Genomic DNA, 18,664 nt, shown 5'->3' with positions numbered 1-18,664 from the left:
TCGGTCTCAGGCCAGCGCGGCTTCAATGTCGCCGGCCAGCTTCTCCGGCGCGTCCTGCGGTGCGTAGCGTTTGATCACGCGTCCGTCCCGGCCCACCAGGAACTTGGTGAAGTTCCACTTGATGGCCTTGCTGCCCAGAAGGCCGGGGGCCTCGGCAGTAAGCCAGCGGTACAGCGGGTGGGCCTCACCGCCGTTGACGTCGATCTTGCCCATCATCTGGAAGCTCACCCCGTAGTTGCGCTGGCAGAACGTGGCGATCTCGCCGTTGCTGCCCGGGTCCTGGCCGCCAAACTGGTTGCACGGGAAACCCAGCACCACCAGGCCCCGGTCGCCATAGGTCTGGTGCAGCTGTTCCAGCCCGGCGAACTGCGGGGTGAAGCCGCAGGCGCTGGCGGTGTTGACGATGAGCATGGGCTGGCCGCGGTACTTCGAAAGCGGTACCGGCCGGCCGTCGATCGACTGGGCCTCGAATTCGTAGATGCTGGACACCGGAAGCGCTCCTCATTGGGTGGATGGTGTGGCGGGGGCCGTTTCATGCGGACCTCACAGGCTGGAACTGTGTCACGTTGTGGCGCTTCGCAAGCGGACCAGGGCAGAGTCCGGGATGGCCGAACGGGCATACTCGTGGGAGTTGGGTAGTCCCTTTGTATTCGGTGGAGAGGTGAATGGCAGGCTCATTTTCGTTGGCCCTGGTCGGTTTTCCCGAGAGCGAATCGGCCACGTTCGAGTCGTTCTTCCGGCTGGCGGCCCGCCGTCCGCCCGCCTATGTGGTGCAGGACGAGGTGCTGGACGCCGAGGTGCTGGTGGTCAACGCGGACAACGCCCAGGCCGTGCACCTGGTGCGACATGCCGAGCTGCAGGGCAAGGTGCTGCTGATCGGCCACAGCGACGCTGGCACCGGCTGGCCGCTGCAGCGCAAGCCGGTGAAGCTGGTGGGGGTGCTGGCGGCGCTGGACGTGCTGGTGGGTGCGCGGCCGCGGCCGGCCGCCACGACTCCAGTCGCACCGCGCCGCGGGGCCGACCGCGGATTTGCCGCGACCGAGCCGCTGACCGGTGCCGCGGTGTCTCCGCCGCCGGTGGTGCGCACGCGCCGCCTGTCGGCCGACACCGAATTCCCGCCCACCCGGCCCATGGTGAGGGAGCGCCCGCAACCGCCCGCACCGCCGGTGCTGCGCAAGGTCGTGGCGCGTACGCCGTCGGCTCCGTCGCAGCCGGTGGGGGTGATGCGGGTCACCGATTTCGGGGCGCTGGACCCGGTGCCCGCACCCGCCCCATCCTCCCGCGCGCCATCGTCCCGATCCACGCGCTCCCGGAACAGCCGGACGTCGGAGCAGGTGCCGGAGGTGCAGCGCGGTGACGTGCTGCTGGTGGCCGAGAGCCTGGTGGAGGGCCGCATCCTGCACAAGCGCTTCAAGCGCTACGGCCTGAACATCGACTGGTCGCGCGAGGCGCCCCAGGCGCTGGCCCTTCTGAAGGCGCATCCCTACCGCCTGGTGGCCATCGACCGCATCAAGGGCGAGACCGACGCTTACTCGGTCTGCCGCAGCGCCAAGCAGCGCAAGCTGCCCAATGGCCACGCACCGGTCGTCCTGATGTTCGCTCCCACGGCCGGCAGCATGGACCGCATCAAGGCCGGCCTGGCCGGCTGCGACGCCTACCTCTCCCGTTCGGTGGGCGAGGCCGAGTTCTACCGGGTGCTCGCGCAGCACCGCCTGGTCAGCCTGGACGGCTTCGAGCGGACCAACATCGGCTTCTAGCCGTGCAGGTCGTCCCGGCGGGCGATCTCCAGCAGGCGCTCCAGCTCCACGCCATGGTGGCGCTGGTTGTGCTGGTGCCACTTCATGATCAGCCACATGAAGCCGGCCACCAGCAGGCCGAACGCCGTGATGGCTGCAAAGGCCGACAGGCCGGCGGCGGTCGAGAAGCTGTAGAGCGCGCCCAGGCCCAGGATGCAGGCCTGCTCGTTGAAGTTCTGCACCGCGATCGAGCGGCCCGCGCCCATGAGGTTGTGGCCGCGGTGCTGCAGCAGCGCATTCATCGGTACCACCAGGAAACCACCCAGGCCGCCCAGCAGCACCAGGAAGGGCGCGGCGACCCAGACGTTGTCGATGAAATTCATCAGGATCACGAGCAGGCCCATGCCGATGCCCAGCGGCATCACGCGCGTGGCCTGGTCCAGCCGCATGCGCAGCGAGGCCACCACCGCGCCCACCGCCGTGCCCAGCGCCACCACGCCCACCAGGCTGGAGGCCTGGGTGGTGGTGTAGCCCAGCGCGGCGCCGGCCCAGGCCAGCACGATGTAGCGCAGGTTGCCGCTCACGCCCCAGAACAGCGTGGTGGTGGCCAGCGAGATCTGGCCCAGGTGGTCCTTCCAGAGCCGGCCGTTGCAGCGCCAGAAATCGGGCAGCAGCTCCAGCGGGTTGCTGGGCATGGGCCGCGGCGTCACACCGGTCAGGGGGATGCGCAGGTTGAACATCGCGGCCAGCGCGTACACGGCCACGAGCATGGCGATCGCGGCCTCGGCCGGGCGGTCGATGCCGGTGCTCAGGCCCGGCAGGTCGACGGCCAGCAGCAGGCCCGACAGGTACGGCCCCACCAGCTGGCCCCCCAGCAGCACACCCAGGATGATGGAGGCGATGGTCAGGCCCTCGATCCAGCCGTTGGCCTTGACCAGTTGCGAGGGCGGCAGCAGCTCGGTGAGGATGCCGTATTTGGCGGGTGAGTAGGCGGCGGCACCCAGGCCCACCAGGGTGTACGCCAGCAGTGGGTGCACACCCACCAGCATCAGCAGGCAGCCTGCGACCTTGATCGCATTGCTGATGAACATCACCTGGCCCTTGGGCCGTGCGTCCGCGAAGGCCCCCACGAACGGGGCGAGGGCCACGTAGAACAGGGCGAACAGGGGGACGAGGGCGGCGCTCTGCCACTCGGGGGCGTGGCGGCTGCGCAGCAGCTCGATGGCGGCCACGAACAGCGCGTTGTCAGCCAGGGAGCTGAAGAACTGCGCCGTCATGATGGTGTAGAAGCCGCGCTTCATCGAGGGTCTTGTTGTGTCCGGCGTTCGGTGTCCGGGGGGTGGCGGCTGCGGGGGCCTCGGGCTGTCTCCAACGATGCGGCGGTTATAGCACGCCACCCGGGCCGTCCCACCCCGGTGCGGGGCCTTGTTGCGCCCGGTGGCAGTGGCGCCTCGGGAAGCGGTGGCGGTTGTGTCAGTTTGGCGCAAGAAAGGGTTGGAACGGGTCTTGCGGCCGGCCCCGGACCCCACAAGAGGAGACATCCAAATGATCAGCATCGACAAGGCGCTGCTGCGACAGCTGCTGTTGATAGAGCGCCCCTGGGAAGTTCGCGACTACCGGCTGGACGTGCGCAAGCGCCGCTGTGATGTCTGGATCGGCCAGGAACCCGAACGCGGCTGGTTCGGCCGGCCCAAGGCGGCGCCGGTGGGGGAGGTGGCGGTCTGGCAGCACCTGGCGCTGGGCCCGCTCCGCTTCCACCTGCATGTGACCCTGCCGCCCGGCTTCGAGTCCCGGGGCATCGGCTGGATGGGCGAGCCCGGCATGCCGTTCACCCGGGCACTGGCGGCGCGGGTGTTCGCCCTGTTCGGTGAGGGCGTGCCGCTGCAGTCGGTCTGCACGCTGCTGGACCTGAGCCTGCAGGATGTCTGGCGTTACCGCTACGCATTGGACACCGGGCGCGCCGGCGGCGGTGACTCCGAGTCTCCGGCGCGCCCGGCGGAACCTGCCGCCCCGCTCGCCGAACCGGCCCCCGCCAGCACCGCGGTGCCCGACGTGACCGACCCGGTCTGGCTCCGCCTGCTCGACGGCGACCTGAGCCTGGATATCAAGGTGCTCAGCCTCAAGCTGATGCTGACCAAGCTGCGCTCGCAACTCGACCTGATCCACGACGAGGAAGTGCGCCTGCTCAAGCTCAAGGAGTTGCACCGCTATTTCGTCAAAAACGAGCGCGTGCTCACCCACGAACTGGACCAGCTGCGGCTGGGTTGACCCGACATGAACGCACCCCGAACCCCGCCGGCGCGGCCCGTCAGCGGCACGCTGATGGACCTGCAGGACACCCTGGTGGCGATCCGCAGCGGCGCCTACCTCTCGATCGCGGCCGACGAGGCCCTGCTGCGCCGCCTGCCGCCGGGCAACTGGCTGGCCGGCAGCATCCCCTACTTCATGTCGCAGGACGGTGGCCAGACCTCGCGCGAAAAGCTCTTCGTGACCGAACTGCCCACCCACGCCGGCACGCCGCAGCTGCGCTGGTACGACGCGGCCAACCTGCACAAGGTGGCGCTGGACGCGCCGGCGCACGGCCTGACGGTGCTGATCTTGCCGGCCTTTTCCGAAGTGCATTCGCGCTTCGCGCGCGAGGCGCCGGCCTTCGAGGACATGTACATGAAGCCCCTGGTGGGCTGGATCGCGGGCGTGCACCTGGACGACCTGGGCCAGGCCGTGCCGGTGGTGGCCAACGGCCAGACCCTGGTGTTCAGCCACGAGAAGGCGCTGGCGGTGCACATCCCGCTGCCCGAGTCCATCTACCCGCGCATCGACATCCTCAACCTGTTCCGGCCGGGCGGCGGCGATGCGATCCGCTTTCCGTCCACCGGCTTCTCGGCGCAGGAGTGCTTCGTCAACGGGCAGCTGGTGAACTTGGCCCAGTACCTGGCGCAGAAAGGCGTCGATACCCGACTGCCACTGGTGGCCGACTATTCGGGCGCGATGATCAACGTCTCCTTCAAGGCGGTGGACGCGGCAGCCGGGCGGGTGGATTTCTACGCCCCGGTGTTCGACGACGTGGAGTACCGCATCGCCGAACCGGTGCCCGACTACGCCCGGGCGTTCGCCCAGTCGCTGCCGGGCGACGCGCTGGGCGCGCGCTGGAGCTGCAACTGCATCCTCAACTACCTGTACGGCGGGCTCGAAGGCCAGCGCACCGGGCCGATCACCGGCCCCATGACCTTCGGCGAGATCGCCTACCAGCTGCTCAACCAGACCATGGTCTACGTGAACCTGGAGAAGTTGTAGAAGCGGCGCTGCAGCGACATGAATCGGCCTGCGGGGCGGTGGCACCCGTCCGTGTTTGTGCGACAGTCGGCGCTTTCCGCCGACCACGCCCACCGCACCTCCGCCCGGTTCCGCCATGCCCCGCCCGATCCTCGCCACCGTCCACCCCGAAGCGCTTGAACACAACCTGAGCCAGGCCCGCCTGCGCGCGCCCGACGCCCGCGTCTGGGCGGTGGTCAAGGCCAACGCCTACGGCCACGGCATCGAGCGCGTGGTGCCGGCGCTGCGCAGTACCGACGGCTTCGCGATGATCGACCTGGCCGAGGCCGAGCGTGTGCGCGCGCTCGACTGGCGCGGGCCCGTGCTGCTGCTCGAAGGCGTTTTCGAGCCGCGCGACCTCGAACTCTGCTCGCGCCTGAACATCTGGCACGCGGTGCACTGCACCGAACAGATCGATTGGCTCGCCGCGCACAAGACGCATGCGCCGCACCGCGTCTTCCTCAAGCTCAACAGCGGCATGAACCGCCTGGGTTTCCGGCCCGACGCCTTCCGCGCCGCCTGGGCCCGGCTGAACGCGCTGCCCCAGGTGGAGGAGATTTCGCTGATGACGCACTTCAGCGACGCCGACGGCCCGCGCGGCATCGCCCACCAGCTCGCCGCGTTCGAGGCGGCCACGGAGGACCTGCCGGGCGAGCGCAGCCTGTGCAACAGCGCGGCCATCCTGCGCCATGCGGCCAGCCCGCTGCGCGGCGTGGGCGCCAGCACACTGGCGGCCGACTGGGTGCGCGAAGGCATCGCGCTCTACGGCGGCGCGCCCGACCACCCGGAGCACACGGCGGCCACCTGGGGCCTGCGGCCCACCATGACCCTGACCACCCGGATCATCGGGGTGCAGAGCCTGCAGCCCGGCGACACTGTGGGCTACGGCTCGGCCTTCACCGCCGACGCTCCCATGCGCATCGGCGTCGCCGCCTGCGGCTACGCCGACGGCTACCCGCGCCATGCCCCCACCGGCACACCGGTGCTGGTGAATGGCGTGCGCACGCGCACGATCGGGCGGGTCAGCATGGACATGGTCACCGTCGACCTGGCGCCGCTGGACGCCGCGGGCGTGCCGGCCGGCATGGGCAGCGAGGTCGTGCTCTGGGGCGTCTCGCCGACCACCGGCGCCGAACTGCCGGTCGACGAGGTGGCGCGATCGGCCGGCACCATCAGCTACGAGCTGCTCTGCGCCGTGGCCCCGCGCGTGCCGTTCATGTGATCCCCCCGCGCCGCCTGCGGCGTCACCCCCCAGGGGGCGATGCGAGTGGCCCGGCGAAGCCGGTTCCACCACATCCTGGCCGTGCACACGACAGTGACCGGTTACCAAGCAGGTTTATTTGCAGGGCACCTCACGGACTTGGGACGCGCTGGCAGGACAATCGATTGCATAACCTGATCGAAAGCCTGATGTGAACTCCGCCACCGCCGCCCTGACCGCCCCGCTGAACCTGCTGCGCGGTCTGCCCTATGTCGCCTGGATCATCCTGTACTGCGCCCTCACCTGGGGCATCTTCGGGGCGCTGCTCGGGGCGGTGACCCCCAACCTGCGCGCCCAGATGGGTGTGTCCTTCCAGCAGATGGGCTGGCTGATGGCGATCTGGAGCGCTGGCGGCGCCGTCGGCTCGCTGCTGGGCGGCGCCATCGCCAAGCGTTTTCCGCCGCGCCGCCTGCTGCGCGCCTACACCGCGGCCGTGGTGGTGGCGCTGGCGGGCGTGCTGCTGGCGCCCAGTTTCGGCTGGCTGGCCTTCTTCATGGTGACCATCGCCACCTTCGAGACCGCGCTGTTCACCGTCGGACACGGCCTGCTGGCCGAACTGAGCGACGAACCCGAGCAGCGCGCCCGCATCATCAGCCTGGTCGACGTCGGTTACAGCCTGGGCACCATGTTCTCGCCGCTGATGGCGGCCGCCGTGCTCGCGGCCAACCCGAGCTGGCGCGGTCCCTATGTGGTGTTCGGTTTCATGGCGCTGGTGATGCTGCTGATGACGCTGCAGCGCCGTTACCTGCGCACCGTGGCCTTCCGCAGCGACCACGCGCATGCCGAGGCCACCGGCCAGGTTCACCAGCCGCTGGACTACGGTGGCCTGCTGCGCCAGCCGGTGGTGCGCTGGGTGCTGTTCGCCGGGGTCTGCAGCGGCCTGTGCGAGTGGGGCCAGTACTTCTGGTTCGTGAGTTTCGCCACCGAGGCGCTGGGCGAGAGCGACCAGGTGGCCCGCATGGCCCTGGGCTTCCTGATGGCCGGCATGGTCACCGGCCGGGTGTGGCAGGCCTTCGTGCACAGCCGCTGGAGCATGGAACAGAAGATCCAGGGCCTGGGCGCGCTGGCGGCGCTGGCGATCACGGGTGTCTGGCTGAGCCCGGCCGATGCGCCCTTCGTCTGGCTGGCGCTGTGCAACTACTTCACCGGCCTGGGCGTCTCGGTGGGCTTCCCGATCCTGCTGGGCATCGCGCTGCGCGGTTTTCCGCAGGAGGCGCCGCGCCTGTCGGCCCTGCTGATGATTTCCTTCACCGTCGGGGCCCAGATCGCGGCCCTGCTGATGGGCGAACTGGCCGAACACTTCGGCCTGCGTGCGGCCTACGCGGTGTTGGTGGCGGCGGCGCTGAGCTTCTTCGGAGCGGCCTGGGTGCTGGCGCGACAGCGCCGCTGAGCTACGGTCGCCGGCAGGCAAAGGGGTCTTGTACCCCTGGGGGTATAAATGTATACTGCGGCAGGTATAGGAGATTGCCATGCCCGCCCGTGCACATGCCCCGTCTGTTCCGTCCCTGATGCCGGCCCGCGCCGCACGCCTGCTGCTGGCTTCCGGCCTGCTGGCCCTGGGCGCCGCCCGGGCCGCCGACCCTGCCCCCGCCACCGCGGGCCCACAGGTGCCGGTGATCGTCGTCGGCGCGCAGGCCGTGGCGGGCAGCGCCGAATTCGACGGCAGCCTGCAGGCGGTGCGCCAGAGCGTGCTCTCGGCCCAGGCCAGCGGCCGCATCGCCACGCTGTCGGTCAAGGCGGGTGACCGCGTCAAGGCCGGCCAGGTGCTGGCCGTCATCGACGACCGCGCCACCCAGGCCGGCGTGGCCCAGGCGCAGGCCGGTGTCGCGCAGGCCCAGGCCAGCCTGGCCAACGCCAAGGCCGCCTACGAACGGACCAGGGAACTGCGCACGCAGGGCTTCATCGCCCAGGCCGCGCTCGATTCGGCGCTGGCCCAGTTCCGTGCCGCCGAAGCCGGTGCCGCCGCCGCCCGCGCCGGCCAGACCCAGGCCAGCGTGGCCCAGGGCTTCACCCGCCTGACCGCGCCCTGGGATGGCTGGGTGCTGGCCACCCACGCCGAAGCCGGTGCGCTGGCCATGCCCGGCGCGCCCATCCTCACCGTCTACGCGCCGCAGCCCATGCGCGCCGTGGTGCACGTGCCAGCGTCCTTGCAGCCGCTGGCGCTGGCGGCCCAGAAGATCGAGGTGCAACTGCCCGGGACCGACCGTTGGGTCGTGCCTGCGGCCAAGACCACCGTGCCGGCCGCCGACCCGGTGTCGCAGACCGTGGAGTGGCGCCTGAACCTCAGCGACGCCGATGGCGCGGACCAGGTGCCGGGTCGCCAGGTCAAGGTGCGTTTCACTGGCAGTGCCGCCCAGGCCGTGCCTCAGCGTCTGGTGGTGCCGGCCACGGCCTTGCTGCGCCGCGGCGAGCTGACCGGCGTCTACGTCGTCACCGCCAAGGGCGAATCCGGGCATGGCTTCGCTTTGCGCGCGGTGCGCACCGGCGCCACCCAGGGCGACGGGGTCGAGGTGCTGGCGGGCCTGAAGGCCGGCAACCAGGTGGCGCTCGACCCCGTGCGCGCGGGCCTGTCCGGCGCAACGCCCGTGGCGAAGTAAGAGGCGACCGCCATGGGCCACACACAGGATGCAACGACGCTGGAGAAGCTGGGCTTCTCCGGTTCCGTGGCGCGGGCCTTCCAGGCCAACGCCATCACGCCGCTGCTGGCGCTGGTCGCGCTGCTGCTGGGCTTGTTCGCCGTGCTGGTCACCCCGCGCGAAGAAGAGCCGCAGATCAACGTGACCATGGCCAACGTGATGATTCCTTTCCCCGGCGCGTCCAGTGCCGACGTGGAGAAGATGGTCGCGGCCCCGGCCGAGCACGTGCTCTCGCAGATCCAGGGCATCGAACACACCTATTCCGTCGCGCGCCCCGGCGTGGCCGTGCTGACGGTGCAGTTCAAGGTGGGTGTGCCGCGCACCGAGGCGCTGGTGCGCCTGTACGACGTGCTCAACGCCAACCAGGACTGGCTGCCCCAGGGCCTGGGCGTGATGACACCCATCGTCAAACCCAAGGGCATCGACGACGTGCCGGTGCTCGCTGCCACGCTGTGGACGGCCGACGCGCAGAGCGCGCACGACCTGGAGCGCGTGGCGCACGCGGTGGAAACCGAGCTCAAGCGCGTGCCCGGCACGCGCGAGGTGGTCACCATCGGCGGTCCGGGCCGCGCGGTGCACGTGTGGCTCAACCCGAACCAGCTGCGCGAACGCGGCGTCAGCGTGCAGCAGCTGCACGGTGCCATCGCCGCGGCCAACCAGGCGCTGCCCTCGGGTTCGGTGGTCAACCCCAACCCGGCCACGGGCGAGCCCGGCATGCTGTCGGTGGAGACCGGCGAGTTTCTGCAGAGCGAAAGGGACGTCGGCGACATCGTGGTCGGCGTGTCCAGCCAAGGCGGGGCGGCCCGCCCGGTCTACCTGCGCGAAGTGGCGCGGGTGGAAGCCGGGGCGCAGCTGCCGCAGCGCTATGTGTGGTTCACCCCCGGTGCAGCCGACGCGGCACACGCCGGCCAGCAGGGCCAGAACCACCCGGCCGTGACCATCACCGTGACCAAGAAGCCCGGCGAAAACGCGGTGGACGTGGCGCGCGGCGCCGCCGAGCGGCTGGAGAACCTGAAGAACACGGTCATCCCCGACGACGTGCAGGTCAGCATCACCCGCGACTACGGCCAGACCGCGGCCGACAAGGCCAACAAGCTGATCCAGAAACTCATCTTCGCCACCGCCAGCGTGATCGTTCTGGTGGGCCTGGCGCTGGGCCGGCGCGAGGCGGTCATCGTCGGCGCGGCGGTGATCCTCACGCTCACGGCCACGCTGTTCGCGTCCTGGGCCTGGGGCTTCACGCTCAACCGCGTCTCGCTGTTCGCGCTCATCTTCTCCATCGGCATCCTGGTGGACGACGCCATCGTGGTGGTGGAGAACATACATCGCCATGGGGCGATGTATGTTTCGGCGCAGGCTCGTATCGCCGAAGGCGATGTGAAGGCCGCGACAGCGGCCGGCCGTAGCCAAAACATCCCGTGGGCCGTCATCATCCCGCGCGCCGTGGACGAGGTGGGCGGTCCCACCATCCTGGCCACCTTCACCGTCATCGCGGCGCTGCTGCCCATGGCCTTCGTGACCGGGCTGATGGGCCCGTACATGAGCCCCATCCCCATCAACGCCAGCATGGGCATGGCGATCTCGCTGGCCATCGCCTTCACCGTCACGCCCTGGCTGGCCTTGAAGCTGACGAAGACGGAAATGCATGCCGCCCACGGCCCCGGCAAGCTGACCCGCGCGCTGCAGAACACCTTCACGCGCCTCCTCACGCCCTTCCTGCAGAGCGCGCGCAAGCGCTGGCTGCTGGCCGGTGGCATCGTCGCGGCCCTGCTGCTCTCGGTGGGGCTGGCGCTGGTGCAGTGGGTGGTGCTCAAGATGCTGCCCTTCGACAACAAGAGCGAGTACCAGGTGGTGGTGGACATGCCCGCCGGCACCCCGCTGGAAGGCACCACCGCCGCGCTGCAGGACATGACCGCCTTCCTCGCGCAACAACCCGAGGTGGCCCACGTGCAGGGCTACGCCGGCACGGCCAGCCCCATCACCTTCAACGGCCTGGTGCGCCAGTACTACCTGCGTGCCGAGGCCGAAGGCGGCGACCTGCAGGTCAACCTGGTCGGCGCGCACGACCGCAGCGAGAAGAGCCACGCCATCGCGCAGCGCCACCGCCCGGCGCTGGAGCAGATCGCCGCCGCCCACGGCGCGCGCGTCAAGGTGGTGGAGGTGCCGCCCGGCCCGCCGGTGATGTCGCCCATCGTGGCCGAGGTCTACGGGCCGGACGACAAAGGCCGCGCCGAACTGGCGCAACGTGTGGCCAGGGCCTTCAAGAGCACGCCCGACATCGTGGGCGTGGACACTTCGCTCAAGGAGCACGCGCCGCGCGCCTTCCTGCGCATCCAGCGCCAGCGCGCCGAGTCGCTGGGCATCCCGGTGCAGGCGATCGCGCAGACCGTTTACGCCGCACTCTCGGGGTCCGACGCCGCCTGGCTGCACGACGGCCATGCCAAGTTCGCGGTGCCGGTGCGCATCCAGCTGCCGCGCGAAGCGCAGGTCGGCCTGGACGCCCTGCTGGCGCTGCCCATGAAGGCCGCAACACCGGATGGAAAGGGCGCCATGGTGCCGCTGTCCGAACTCGTGACCGTCGAGCGCGGTGTGATCGACCAGCCGCGCTTCACCAAGGATCTGCTGCCCGTGACCTACGTCTTCGGCGACATGGCCGGTGAACTCGACTCGCCGCTGTACGGCCTGTTCGGCATCCGCCCGGCGCTGAAAGACGCGGCCCTGCCCAACACCGGAGAACTCGGCGAGTACTGGATCTCGCAACCGAAAGACCCGTACCGCCAGTACGCGGTGAAGTGGGACGGCGAGTGGCAGATCACTTACGAAACCTTCCGCGACATGGGTGCCGCCTACGGCGTCGGCCTGATCCTGATCTACCTGCTGGTGGTCGCGCAGTTCAAGAGCTACCTCACGCCGCTGATCATCATGGCGCCCATCCCGCTGACCATGATCGGCGTCATGCCGGGCCACGCGCTGCTGCAGTCGCAGTTCACCGCCACGTCCATGATCGGCATGATCGCGCTGGCCGGCATCATCGTGCGCAACTCCATCCTGCTGGTGGACTTCATCGAGCTGGAAACCGCGCGCGGCGTGCCGTTCGCGCAGGCCGTGGTGCAGTCCGCCGCGGTGCGCGCGCAGCCCATCGCGCTGACCGGTCTGGCCGCCATGATGGGCGCCTTCTTCATCCTCGACGACCCCATCTTCAACGGCCTGGCGATCTCGCTGATCTTCGGCATCGCCGTGTCCACGATGCTGACGCTGGTCGTCATCCCGGTTCTCTACTACGCCGTGTACCGCAACAAGTACCAAGCGGCGTGACGCTGTGTAGTTCCACTTTCATCAAGGAGTCTGAAATGACCGTCGAACGCCTCATCCGCATCATGGCCGGCACCGTCGTGCTGGTCTCGCTCGCCCTGGGTTACCACGGCAGTCCCATCTTCGTCAGCGAATGGTTCCTCGCGCTGACCGCCTTCGCCGGCTTCAACCTGGCGCAGTCGGGCGTCACCGGTTTCTGCCCGCCCGCGATCCTGTTCAGGAAGATGGGTGTGCCGGAAGGCGGCTCGGCCTGCAGCACCGGAAAATGACGCTGTCCTGATCCACCCCGTCCCGAGGAGTGCCATGTCCAGTCCCACCCCGTTGAAGTTCCTCATGCCCGGCTGGTTCTCGCTGGTCATGGGCCTGTGCGGCCTGTCGCTGGCCTGGCACCGCGCAGCGCCGCTGCTGGGCGACATGGCCGAGGGGCTGGCGCTGGTGGCGGGCCTGCTGGCGCTGGGGGTGTTTCTCGTGCTGCTGGGGGCCTCGCTGCTGCGCTGGCAGCGCCATCCGGCGGCGCTGGCCGAGGACCTGAAGCACCCCGTGCGCCACGCTTTCGTGGCCGCATTCCCGGTGTCGCTGCTGCTGCTGGCGACGGTCGGGGTGGCACTGGGCGGTGCTTCGGGCGCGCCGTCCGTTCTGTGGCGCGCGCTCTGGTGGGCCGGCAGCCTGTTGCAGCTCTGGGCCACGCTGTGGGTGCTGGGCCGCTGGCTCGTGCCCGCGGTCGGCGCCACCCCGGGCAACACCGGCTTGTGGCCGTCGGTCACGCCGGTGCTGTTGATCCCGGTGGTGGGCAATGTGCTCGCGCCGCTGGCCGGCGTGCCGCTGGGCCATGGGGGGTGGGCCGCGGCGCAGTTCGGCATCGGGGCTTTCTTCTGGCCGTTGGTGCTGGCCCTGGTCCTGGCGCGTCGCATCACTCACAGCCCACTGCCCGACCGCCTGCTGCCGGCCTGGATGATCACCGTCGCGCCGCCGGCCGTGATCGGCCTGGTGCTGTCCCAACTGGTCGAGCGAGGCGAGGCGCCGCTGTGGGCCGTGCAGGCGCTGTGGGGCGTTGCGCTGTTCTTCCTGCTGTGGGTGCTGCCGGTGCTCAAGCGCGCGGTGGCGCAGCCTTTCGGCATTCCGTTCTGGGGCCTGTCGTTCCCGCTCGCGGCCTTCACCACGCTGACCCTGCGCCTGCTGGGTTTGCAGGAACCGGCGGGCGGGCTGCTGCAGACCGGGGCGGTGCTGCTGCTGGCCGCGACTTCGATGGTGGTGCTCTGGCTGGGCTTTGCCACCGTGCGCGGCCTGCGCGACGGCTCGCTGCTGGCGCCTGAACCGGTGGCCAGCATCACCCCGGTGGCCGCCTGAGGCCGAACGGAGCCGCCCGTGACCACACCGCGTACCCTTGCCACCGAGCGCAAGGCCGAGCTGTTGCACCGCCTGCGCCGCGCCGAAGGCCAGGTGCGCGGCCTGCAGAAGCTGCTGGAGGAGGGCGCCGACTGCGCCAAGATAGCGCAGCAGCTGCTGGCCACCCGGCATGCGCTGGACAGCACCTATGTTCGGCTGAACCTCTCGCTGGCCGAACAGGCGCTGACCGCGGGCGGCGCGGCCGCCGCCGATCCGCAGACGGTCAGCGAGGTGCTGGCGCGTCTGCAGGACAAGCTGGGCCGCTCGCGATAGGCTGGTGGCGCCGGGGGCGATGCATCTGGTTGCAGCCTGGGTTGAAGGTGCTTTGGTATGCTGGCCGTCCTCTGAAAACCGACCCGTTTCACCGATGAAAACCGTCCTCGCCACCGCCTTGCTGCTTTCCCTCGCCGCCTGCTCGTCCACCCCCAAGGCCGAGTGGGTCAAACCCAACGCCAGCAAGGACGAGACCTACACCCAGCTCTCTGATTGCCAATACCAGGTTGGCCTGGCCAAGGTGCCCGAGGGCGAGCGCGAGCAGATGGTGGCCCACTGCATGCGCGGCAAGGGCTACCGCTACGTGGCCATCCCCGCCGCCAAGTGAGCACGGTCTGGAGTTCCTGAGTTCCGCGCCGTTGCTGGCGGCCGCCGCGTTCGGCGCGGGGGCGCTCAACGCCATCGCCGGCGGCGGCAGTTTCCTCACCTTTCCCGCGCTGGTCTTCACCGGCGTGCCGCCCATCGTCGCCAACGCCACCAGCGCGCTGGCGGTGAGCCCGGGCTACCTGGGCAGCACCCTGGGCTTCAAGGCCGAATTGCGCGAGCTGCCGGTGCAGCGCCTGCGCCGCGAAACGCTGATTGCGGCCGTCGGCGGCGTCGCGGGTGCCTTGCTGCTGCTGGTCACGCCGGCCCGGTTGTTCACCGGCATCGTGCCCTGGCTGCTGCTCTTCGCCACCGTGTTGTTCGCGGCCGGTCCGGCCATCGCCCGCCGGGCCCAGGCGGCCTCCGCGGGTGGCCATGGGCTGGCGCGCTGGCGCGAGCCGGGCCTGCTGGCGGTGGCCATCTACGGTGGCTACTTCAACGGCGGGCTGGGCATCCTGCTGATGGCGCTGTACACGGTGGCCGGCGAGACACGGCTGAACACCGTCAACGCGCTCAAGAACCTCAACTCGCTGGTGCTCTCGTGGCTGTCCGTGGCCGCCTTCGTGGTCGCGGGGGCCATCGCCTGGAAAGAGGGCCTGCTGATGATGGTGGCAGCCACCGCGGGCGGCTACTTCGGCGCGCGCTGGTCCAAGGCGCTGCCCGTGACCTGGGTGCGGCGCGGCGTGATCGTCACCGGCCTGGTGATGAGCGCCGTGTTTTTCTCGAGGCTCTAGAAACCGATCTGGCTTCCCAGGTGCTGCCAGGCCGCCAGCGCCAGGTGGCCCACGGAAAGAGCGTAGCCCACGCCCGCCGCACCGGTGGCCGCCGACAGCAGCAGCGCGATGCCATCGCGGAACAGCCAGCCCAGACTGAGCAGCATCAGGCTGGTGCCGGGCAGCACATTGCCCAGCGGCAATGGCAGGAAGATCAGCGCCGCCATGAGCGCAATCCACAGCGCCCACCAGCACCGGGCGCGCGCGTGGCACAGTGCCTGCCAGCGCGGGCACATCCAGCGCTCGGCGCGTTCGTAGGTCCAGGCCAGCCCGTGCAGGCAGCGGCGCGTCCAGGTTTCATTGAGGGTCAGGCGCGCCAGCCGCTCGGGCAGGGGCAGGGTGTCCCGCCCGCGCAGCCAGGCGCCGGCCAGCGCGAAGATGCCCAGGCTGAGCACCGTGCCCGCCCCAGCGATGGGCGCCGTGCTCAGCAGCGCCATCAGCATCAGCAGCACCGCACCCGATCCTTCGCCGTGCAGCTGCAGCAGTTCGCGCAGCGACAGGCGAAGGGCCTGCGGGCCGTCAGTGGCCGCGCCGCGCAGCCGCTGCGCGATGCTGTCGTTCACCGGATATCCCTCCGGTTGGCGTTCATGCGCTCACAGGCCGCACGGCGCCTTGCTGCGCCGTGGTGCGCCCGACCAGCCAGTGCAGCAGGCCGGCGATGGCCAGCATCGGCACCAGCACCAGGCCCCAGCCGATCCACAGCAGCGGACCGACCCAGGCCATCAGGGCATCGCCGGAGGGCATCACCGCGCCCAGCCACTCCACCAGCGACACCACGAACGATTGCAGCGCGGCGATCGAGGTGGTGTCGACCCAGGGCGCGAGCCAGGCGGGCACGGGCGGCAGCGCCAGTCCGCCGACGGTGCCCGCCGCGCCCTGCAGGGCCCCGGCGTCCACCGCCGACAGCAGCCAGCCGGTGAGCTGGTGCACGAGGGCGATGAAGCCGGTCCACAAGGCCGCCAGCAGCGCGGTGAGGCTCCAGATGAGCGTCTTCATGCGGGGCCGCCTCAGTCGTTGCCGCCGATGCCGAACAGGCTCAGCAGGCTGGTGAACAGGTTGAAGGCCGAGACGAACAGGCCGACCGTGGCCAGCACATAGTTGGTCTCGCCGCCGTTGACGATGCGGCTGGTCTCGAACAGGATCAGGCCCACCGACAACAGGGCCACCATGGCCGAGACGGCCAGCGCCAGCGCGGGCATGGTGAAGAAGTAGGCCACCAGCGCCAGCACGATGGCGATCACCATGCCGGCGAACAGGAAGCCGCCCATGAAGCTGAAGTCGCGGCGCGTGGTCAGCACATAGGCCGAGAGGGCGACGAAGGTCGCGCCCGTGGCGGCCAGTGCGGCCACGATGGTGCCGGCGCCGCCGGGCAGCTCCAGTGTGCGGGCCAGCAGCGGGCCCAGCGTGTAGCCCATGAAGCCGGTCAGCGCGAACACGGCCGGCAGCGCCCAGCCGCTGTTCTGCAACTTGTGCACCGCGAACAGCAGGCCGAAGTAGCCCACCAGCGTGATCACCAGCCCGGGGGCGGGCCAGCTGTTGGCCACCGCGAGCGCGGCGATGCCGGCCGCGAACAGGATCGTCAGCGACAGCAGGGCGTAGGTGTTGCGCAGGACCTTCGCGGCCTGCGGACGGTCCAGCGACAGCGGGCTGCCGGTGGACAGGGAAGGGAAGCGACGGACTTGCGCCATGAGGGTTCTCCTGGAAGGGAACAAAGGGAGGCTGGAAGATAGGGTTTCACGATCAATGTGAAAAGCAGACAATGGCGAAGAATTTTTCCCAAAAAGGCGAAGAATGAACCAGGAACTCAATTACAAGCACCTCTACTACTTCTGGGTCACGGCGAAGGAAGGCGGCATGTCGCACGCGGCGGCGCGGCTGGGCATGGCGGTGCAGACCATCAGCGCGCAGGTGCGGCTGCTGGAACAGTCGCTGGGCCATGCGCTGTTCAAGCCAGCCGGCCGCGGGCTGGCGCTCACCGACGCCGGCCACGCCGCCCTGCAGGTGGCCGAGCAGATCTTCCACCTCGGCGAACACCTGCACACTGCGGTGCGGGACGCCACCAGCCAGACCTCGGTGCGGCTGGTGGTGGGCATCTCGGACGGTCTGGCCAAGCTCGCGGTGCGCGAACTGCTGGCACCCGCGCTGGAGGAGCCGCGGCTGCGCCTGGTCTGCCACGAGGACGATTTCGACGACCTGCTGGCCGACCTCGCGCTGCACCGGCTGGATGTGGTGCTGTCCGACCGGCCCGCGCCGGCCAACCCCAACCTCAAGCTCTACAGCCACGCCATGGGCTCGTCGCCGCTGGGCTGGTACGCGCCCAAGGAATGGCTGGCCCAGGCCCGCAAGGACTTCCCGCGCTGTCTGGCGGAGGTGCCGGTGCTGCTGCCCAGCGCCCATGCCTCGGTGCGCATGCGCATCGACCAGTGGTTCGAGCAGCAGGGCGTGCTGCCGCACGTGGTCGGCGAGTTCGAGGACAGCGCGCTGCTGGCCACCTTCGGCTCCTCGGGCATGGGCGTGTTCCCAGCGTCCGAGCGCATGCGCGAAAAGCTCTCCAGCGGCTACGGCCTGCAGTGGCTCGCACCTTGCGAGGGCGTGCAGGAGCACTTCTATGCCATCGGCACGGCGCGCAAGGTGCAGCACCCGTTGGTGCAGAAGCTGCTGGCGGCGGTGGTGCCCTGAGGCGGTGCGATGAGCCCGACCGTGCTCACCCCGGCCGCCGACATGCCATGGTCCGTCGGAGCGCCATTCCGCATGCGGCCGGGCCTGTCGCGGCTGTCCCCAGCGGAGGCAGGAGTCGCGCCGCCCGCGCTGTTCGTGCGCGACGCACTGGCCGCCGCCTACGCAGACGGCAAGCGGGCCGTGCTCCAGGCGCGGCCGCACCGCGCCTCCTTCGGAGAGGCCGACCCGGCGGTGCTGCAGGCCATCGCCGGGGCCTACGCTGCCCAGACCGGGGTCGCCATCGCACCGGACGCCCGGGCCCTGGCCGAGGGCATGCAGGAGGACTTCGTGGTCCTGCACGACGAGCCCGGCGACGGCTTCCGGGCGCGTTTCCTCTCGGTGTGTTTCCCCTCGAACTGGAACCCGGCCGAGAAGCTGGGCCTGGACTTCAGCGCCATCCATGCGCCGGTGGCCGACAACGCGCTGCTGCAGGCGGGCGCGCGCGGCATCGTCGACATGGCCTTCCGGCAGGCGCCGATGCTGCGCCACGTCTGGCTGCTCACGCCCAATGGCGACCTGGCCCAGCACCCCGAGACGCGCCGGGCGCGCTGGGAGGACGCGCTCGCGGCGGCCGACGCAGCGGGCGCCACGGGCCGCCTGCTCGACCAGGTGTTCTTCCGCGTCGAGCGCCAGACCACGCTGCCGCTGCCGGCGCTGCGGCGCGGCGTGTTCTTCATCCGCGTGATGGTCGCGCCGCTGGCGGAAGTGCTGGCCGTCGCGCCCGGCCGCGCGGCCGAACTGGCCGAGGCGCTGGCCTCGATGAGCGAGGCCGTGGTGGCCTACCGCGGCATGACCGCGGTGCGCGCGCGGCTCTGCGCCGAACTCCGGTCGTCCTGACCACGGAGACAGGGGCCCGCCGGGGGTGGCGACCGGCGTTCCTGGACAGGCGGTGGT

Annotated in this window: 19 protein-coding genes; 14 read left to right on the top strand and 5 right to left on the bottom strand. The window is 70.2% G+C overall.

The window, feature by feature from the left end:
• Nucleotides 1–6 precede the first annotated feature (6 nt).
• Nucleotides 7–489 carry a glutathione peroxidase gene (locus tag RCO38_RS17020; RefSeq protein ID WP_308329542.1) on the bottom strand — a complete coding sequence of 161 codons (483 nt, stop codon included), beginning with the start codon at nucleotides 487–489 and terminating at the stop codon, nucleotides 7–9.
• Between the two features lie 176 nt (nucleotides 490–665).
• On the opposite strand from RCO38_RS17020, the gene RCO38_RS17015 reads away from it, so the two are divergent.
• The gene (locus RCO38_RS17015; RefSeq protein ID WP_308329541.1) at nucleotides 666–1,757 is read left to right on the top strand and encodes a hypothetical protein; all 1,092 of its coding nucleotides are present in this window, start codon (nucleotides 666–668) and stop codon (nucleotides 1,755–1,757) included.
• Here the strand turns inward: RCO38_RS17015 and lplT are convergent.
• On the bottom strand, nucleotides 1,754–3,037 hold the full coding sequence (gene lplT, locus RCO38_RS17010) for a lysophospholipid transporter LplT (protein WP_308329540.1): 1,284 nt from the start codon (nucleotides 3,035–3,037) through the stop codon (nucleotides 1,754–1,756). The two genes, RCO38_RS17015 and lplT, sit on opposite strands and share 4 nt — an antisense overlap.
• Nucleotides 3,038–3,281: 244 nt before the next feature.
• Here lplT and RCO38_RS17005 point away from each other — a divergent pair, with 244 nt between their 5' ends.
• The 11 genes from RCO38_RS17005 to RCO38_RS16955 all read left to right on the top strand — a co-directional run bounded on the left by RCO38_RS17005 (nucleotide 3,282) and on the right by RCO38_RS16955 (nucleotide 15,013).
• Nucleotides 3,282–4,004, top strand: coding sequence for a hypothetical protein (locus RCO38_RS17005; protein ID WP_308329539.1), 723 nt, complete (start codon nucleotides 3,282–3,284; stop codon nucleotides 4,002–4,004).
• Nucleotides 4,005–4,010: 6 nt separating this feature from the next.
• Complete coding sequence (locus RCO38_RS17000; protein WP_308329538.1) at nucleotides 4,011–5,030, top strand: DUF6976 family protein; 1,020 nt, start codon at nucleotides 4,011–4,013, stop codon at nucleotides 5,028–5,030.
• A gap of 115 nt (nucleotides 5,031–5,145) precedes the next feature.
• A complete protein-coding gene (alr, locus tag RCO38_RS16995; RefSeq protein ID WP_308329537.1) occupies nucleotides 5,146–6,270 on the top strand; it encodes an alanine racemase in 1,125 nt (374 codons plus the stop codon).
• Nucleotides 6,271–6,460: 190 nt separating this feature from the next.
• A complete protein-coding gene (locus tag RCO38_RS16990; RefSeq protein ID WP_308329536.1) occupies nucleotides 6,461–7,699 on the top strand; it encodes an MFS transporter in 1,239 nt (412 codons plus the stop codon).
• 79 nt (nucleotides 7,700–7,778) lie between these two features.
• A complete protein-coding gene (locus RCO38_RS16985; protein WP_308329535.1) occupies nucleotides 7,779–8,906 on the top strand; it encodes an efflux RND transporter periplasmic adaptor subunit in 1,128 nt (375 codons plus the stop codon).
• Nucleotides 8,907–8,918: 12 nt separating this feature from the next.
• Entirely contained in the window at nucleotides 8,919–12,260 is a 3,342-nt protein-coding gene (locus tag RCO38_RS16980) for an efflux RND transporter permease subunit (RefSeq protein WP_308329534.1), read from the top strand.
• Between the two features lie 35 nt (nucleotides 12,261–12,295).
• A complete protein-coding gene (locus RCO38_RS16975) occupies nucleotides 12,296–12,526 on the top strand; it encodes a YgaP family membrane protein (protein WP_308329533.1) in 231 nt (76 codons plus the stop codon).
• Between the two features lie 34 nt (nucleotides 12,527–12,560).
• Nucleotides 12,561–13,604, top strand: a complete 1,044-nt coding sequence (locus RCO38_RS16970) for an SLAC1 anion channel family protein (RefSeq protein ID WP_308329532.1) — start codon at nucleotides 12,561–12,563, stop codon at nucleotides 13,602–13,604.
• 18 nt (nucleotides 13,605–13,622) lie between these two features.
• Entirely contained in the window at nucleotides 13,623–13,916 is a 294-nt protein-coding gene (locus RCO38_RS16965) for a metal-sensitive transcriptional regulator (RefSeq protein ID WP_308329531.1), read from the top strand.
• A 94-nt stretch (nucleotides 13,917–14,010) separates the two neighbouring features.
• Nucleotides 14,011–14,244, top strand: a complete 234-nt coding sequence (locus RCO38_RS16960) for a hypothetical protein (RefSeq protein WP_308329530.1) — start codon at nucleotides 14,011–14,013, stop codon at nucleotides 14,242–14,244.
• A 31-nt stretch (nucleotides 14,245–14,275) separates the two neighbouring features.
• Entirely contained in the window at nucleotides 14,276–15,013 is a 738-nt protein-coding gene (locus tag RCO38_RS16955; RefSeq protein ID WP_308329529.1) for a sulfite exporter TauE/SafE family protein, read from the top strand.
• Here the strand turns inward: RCO38_RS16955 and RCO38_RS16950 are convergent.
• From RCO38_RS16950 to RCO38_RS16940, 3 genes are read right to left on the bottom strand one after another with little or no spacing between them, the layout of a single operon-like run.
• Nucleotides 15,010–15,615 carry an exopolysaccharide biosynthesis protein gene (locus tag RCO38_RS16950; RefSeq protein ID WP_308329528.1) on the bottom strand — a complete coding sequence of 202 codons (606 nt, stop codon included), beginning with the start codon at nucleotides 15,613–15,615 and terminating at the stop codon, nucleotides 15,010–15,012. The genes RCO38_RS16955 and RCO38_RS16950 overlap by 4 nt on opposite strands.
• Nucleotides 15,616–15,637: 22 nt before the next feature.
• Entirely contained in the window at nucleotides 15,638–16,048 is a 411-nt protein-coding gene (locus tag RCO38_RS16945) for a hypothetical protein (protein WP_308329527.1), read from the bottom strand.
• Between the two features lie 11 nt (nucleotides 16,049–16,059).
• On the bottom strand, nucleotides 16,060–16,740 hold the full coding sequence (locus RCO38_RS16940; protein ID WP_308329526.1) for a Bax inhibitor-1/YccA family protein: 681 nt from the start codon (nucleotides 16,738–16,740) through the stop codon (nucleotides 16,060–16,062).
• 103 nt (nucleotides 16,741–16,843) lie between these two features.
• On the opposite strand from RCO38_RS16940, the gene RCO38_RS16935 reads away from it, so the two are divergent.
• Together RCO38_RS16935 and RCO38_RS16930 are read left to right on the top strand one after the other, a co-directional pair.
• A complete protein-coding gene (locus RCO38_RS16935) occupies nucleotides 16,844–17,731 on the top strand; it encodes a LysR family transcriptional regulator (RefSeq protein WP_308329525.1) in 888 nt (295 codons plus the stop codon).
• A gap of 9 nt (nucleotides 17,732–17,740) precedes the next feature.
• Nucleotides 17,741–18,607, top strand: coding sequence for a heme-dependent oxidative N-demethylase subunit alpha family protein (locus tag RCO38_RS16930; RefSeq protein WP_308329524.1), 867 nt, complete (start codon nucleotides 17,741–17,743; stop codon nucleotides 18,605–18,607).
• Nucleotides 18,608–18,664 lie beyond the last annotated feature (57 nt).

It is taken from the genome of Hydrogenophaga pseudoflava, assembly GCF_031020795.1.
GTDB lineage: Bacteria > Pseudomonadota > Gammaproteobacteria > Burkholderiales > Burkholderiaceae_C > Hydrogenophaga > Hydrogenophaga pseudoflava_A.
Note: the sequence above shows the minus strand (reverse complement) of the source record. Positions and strands in the feature narration are given on the sequence as shown.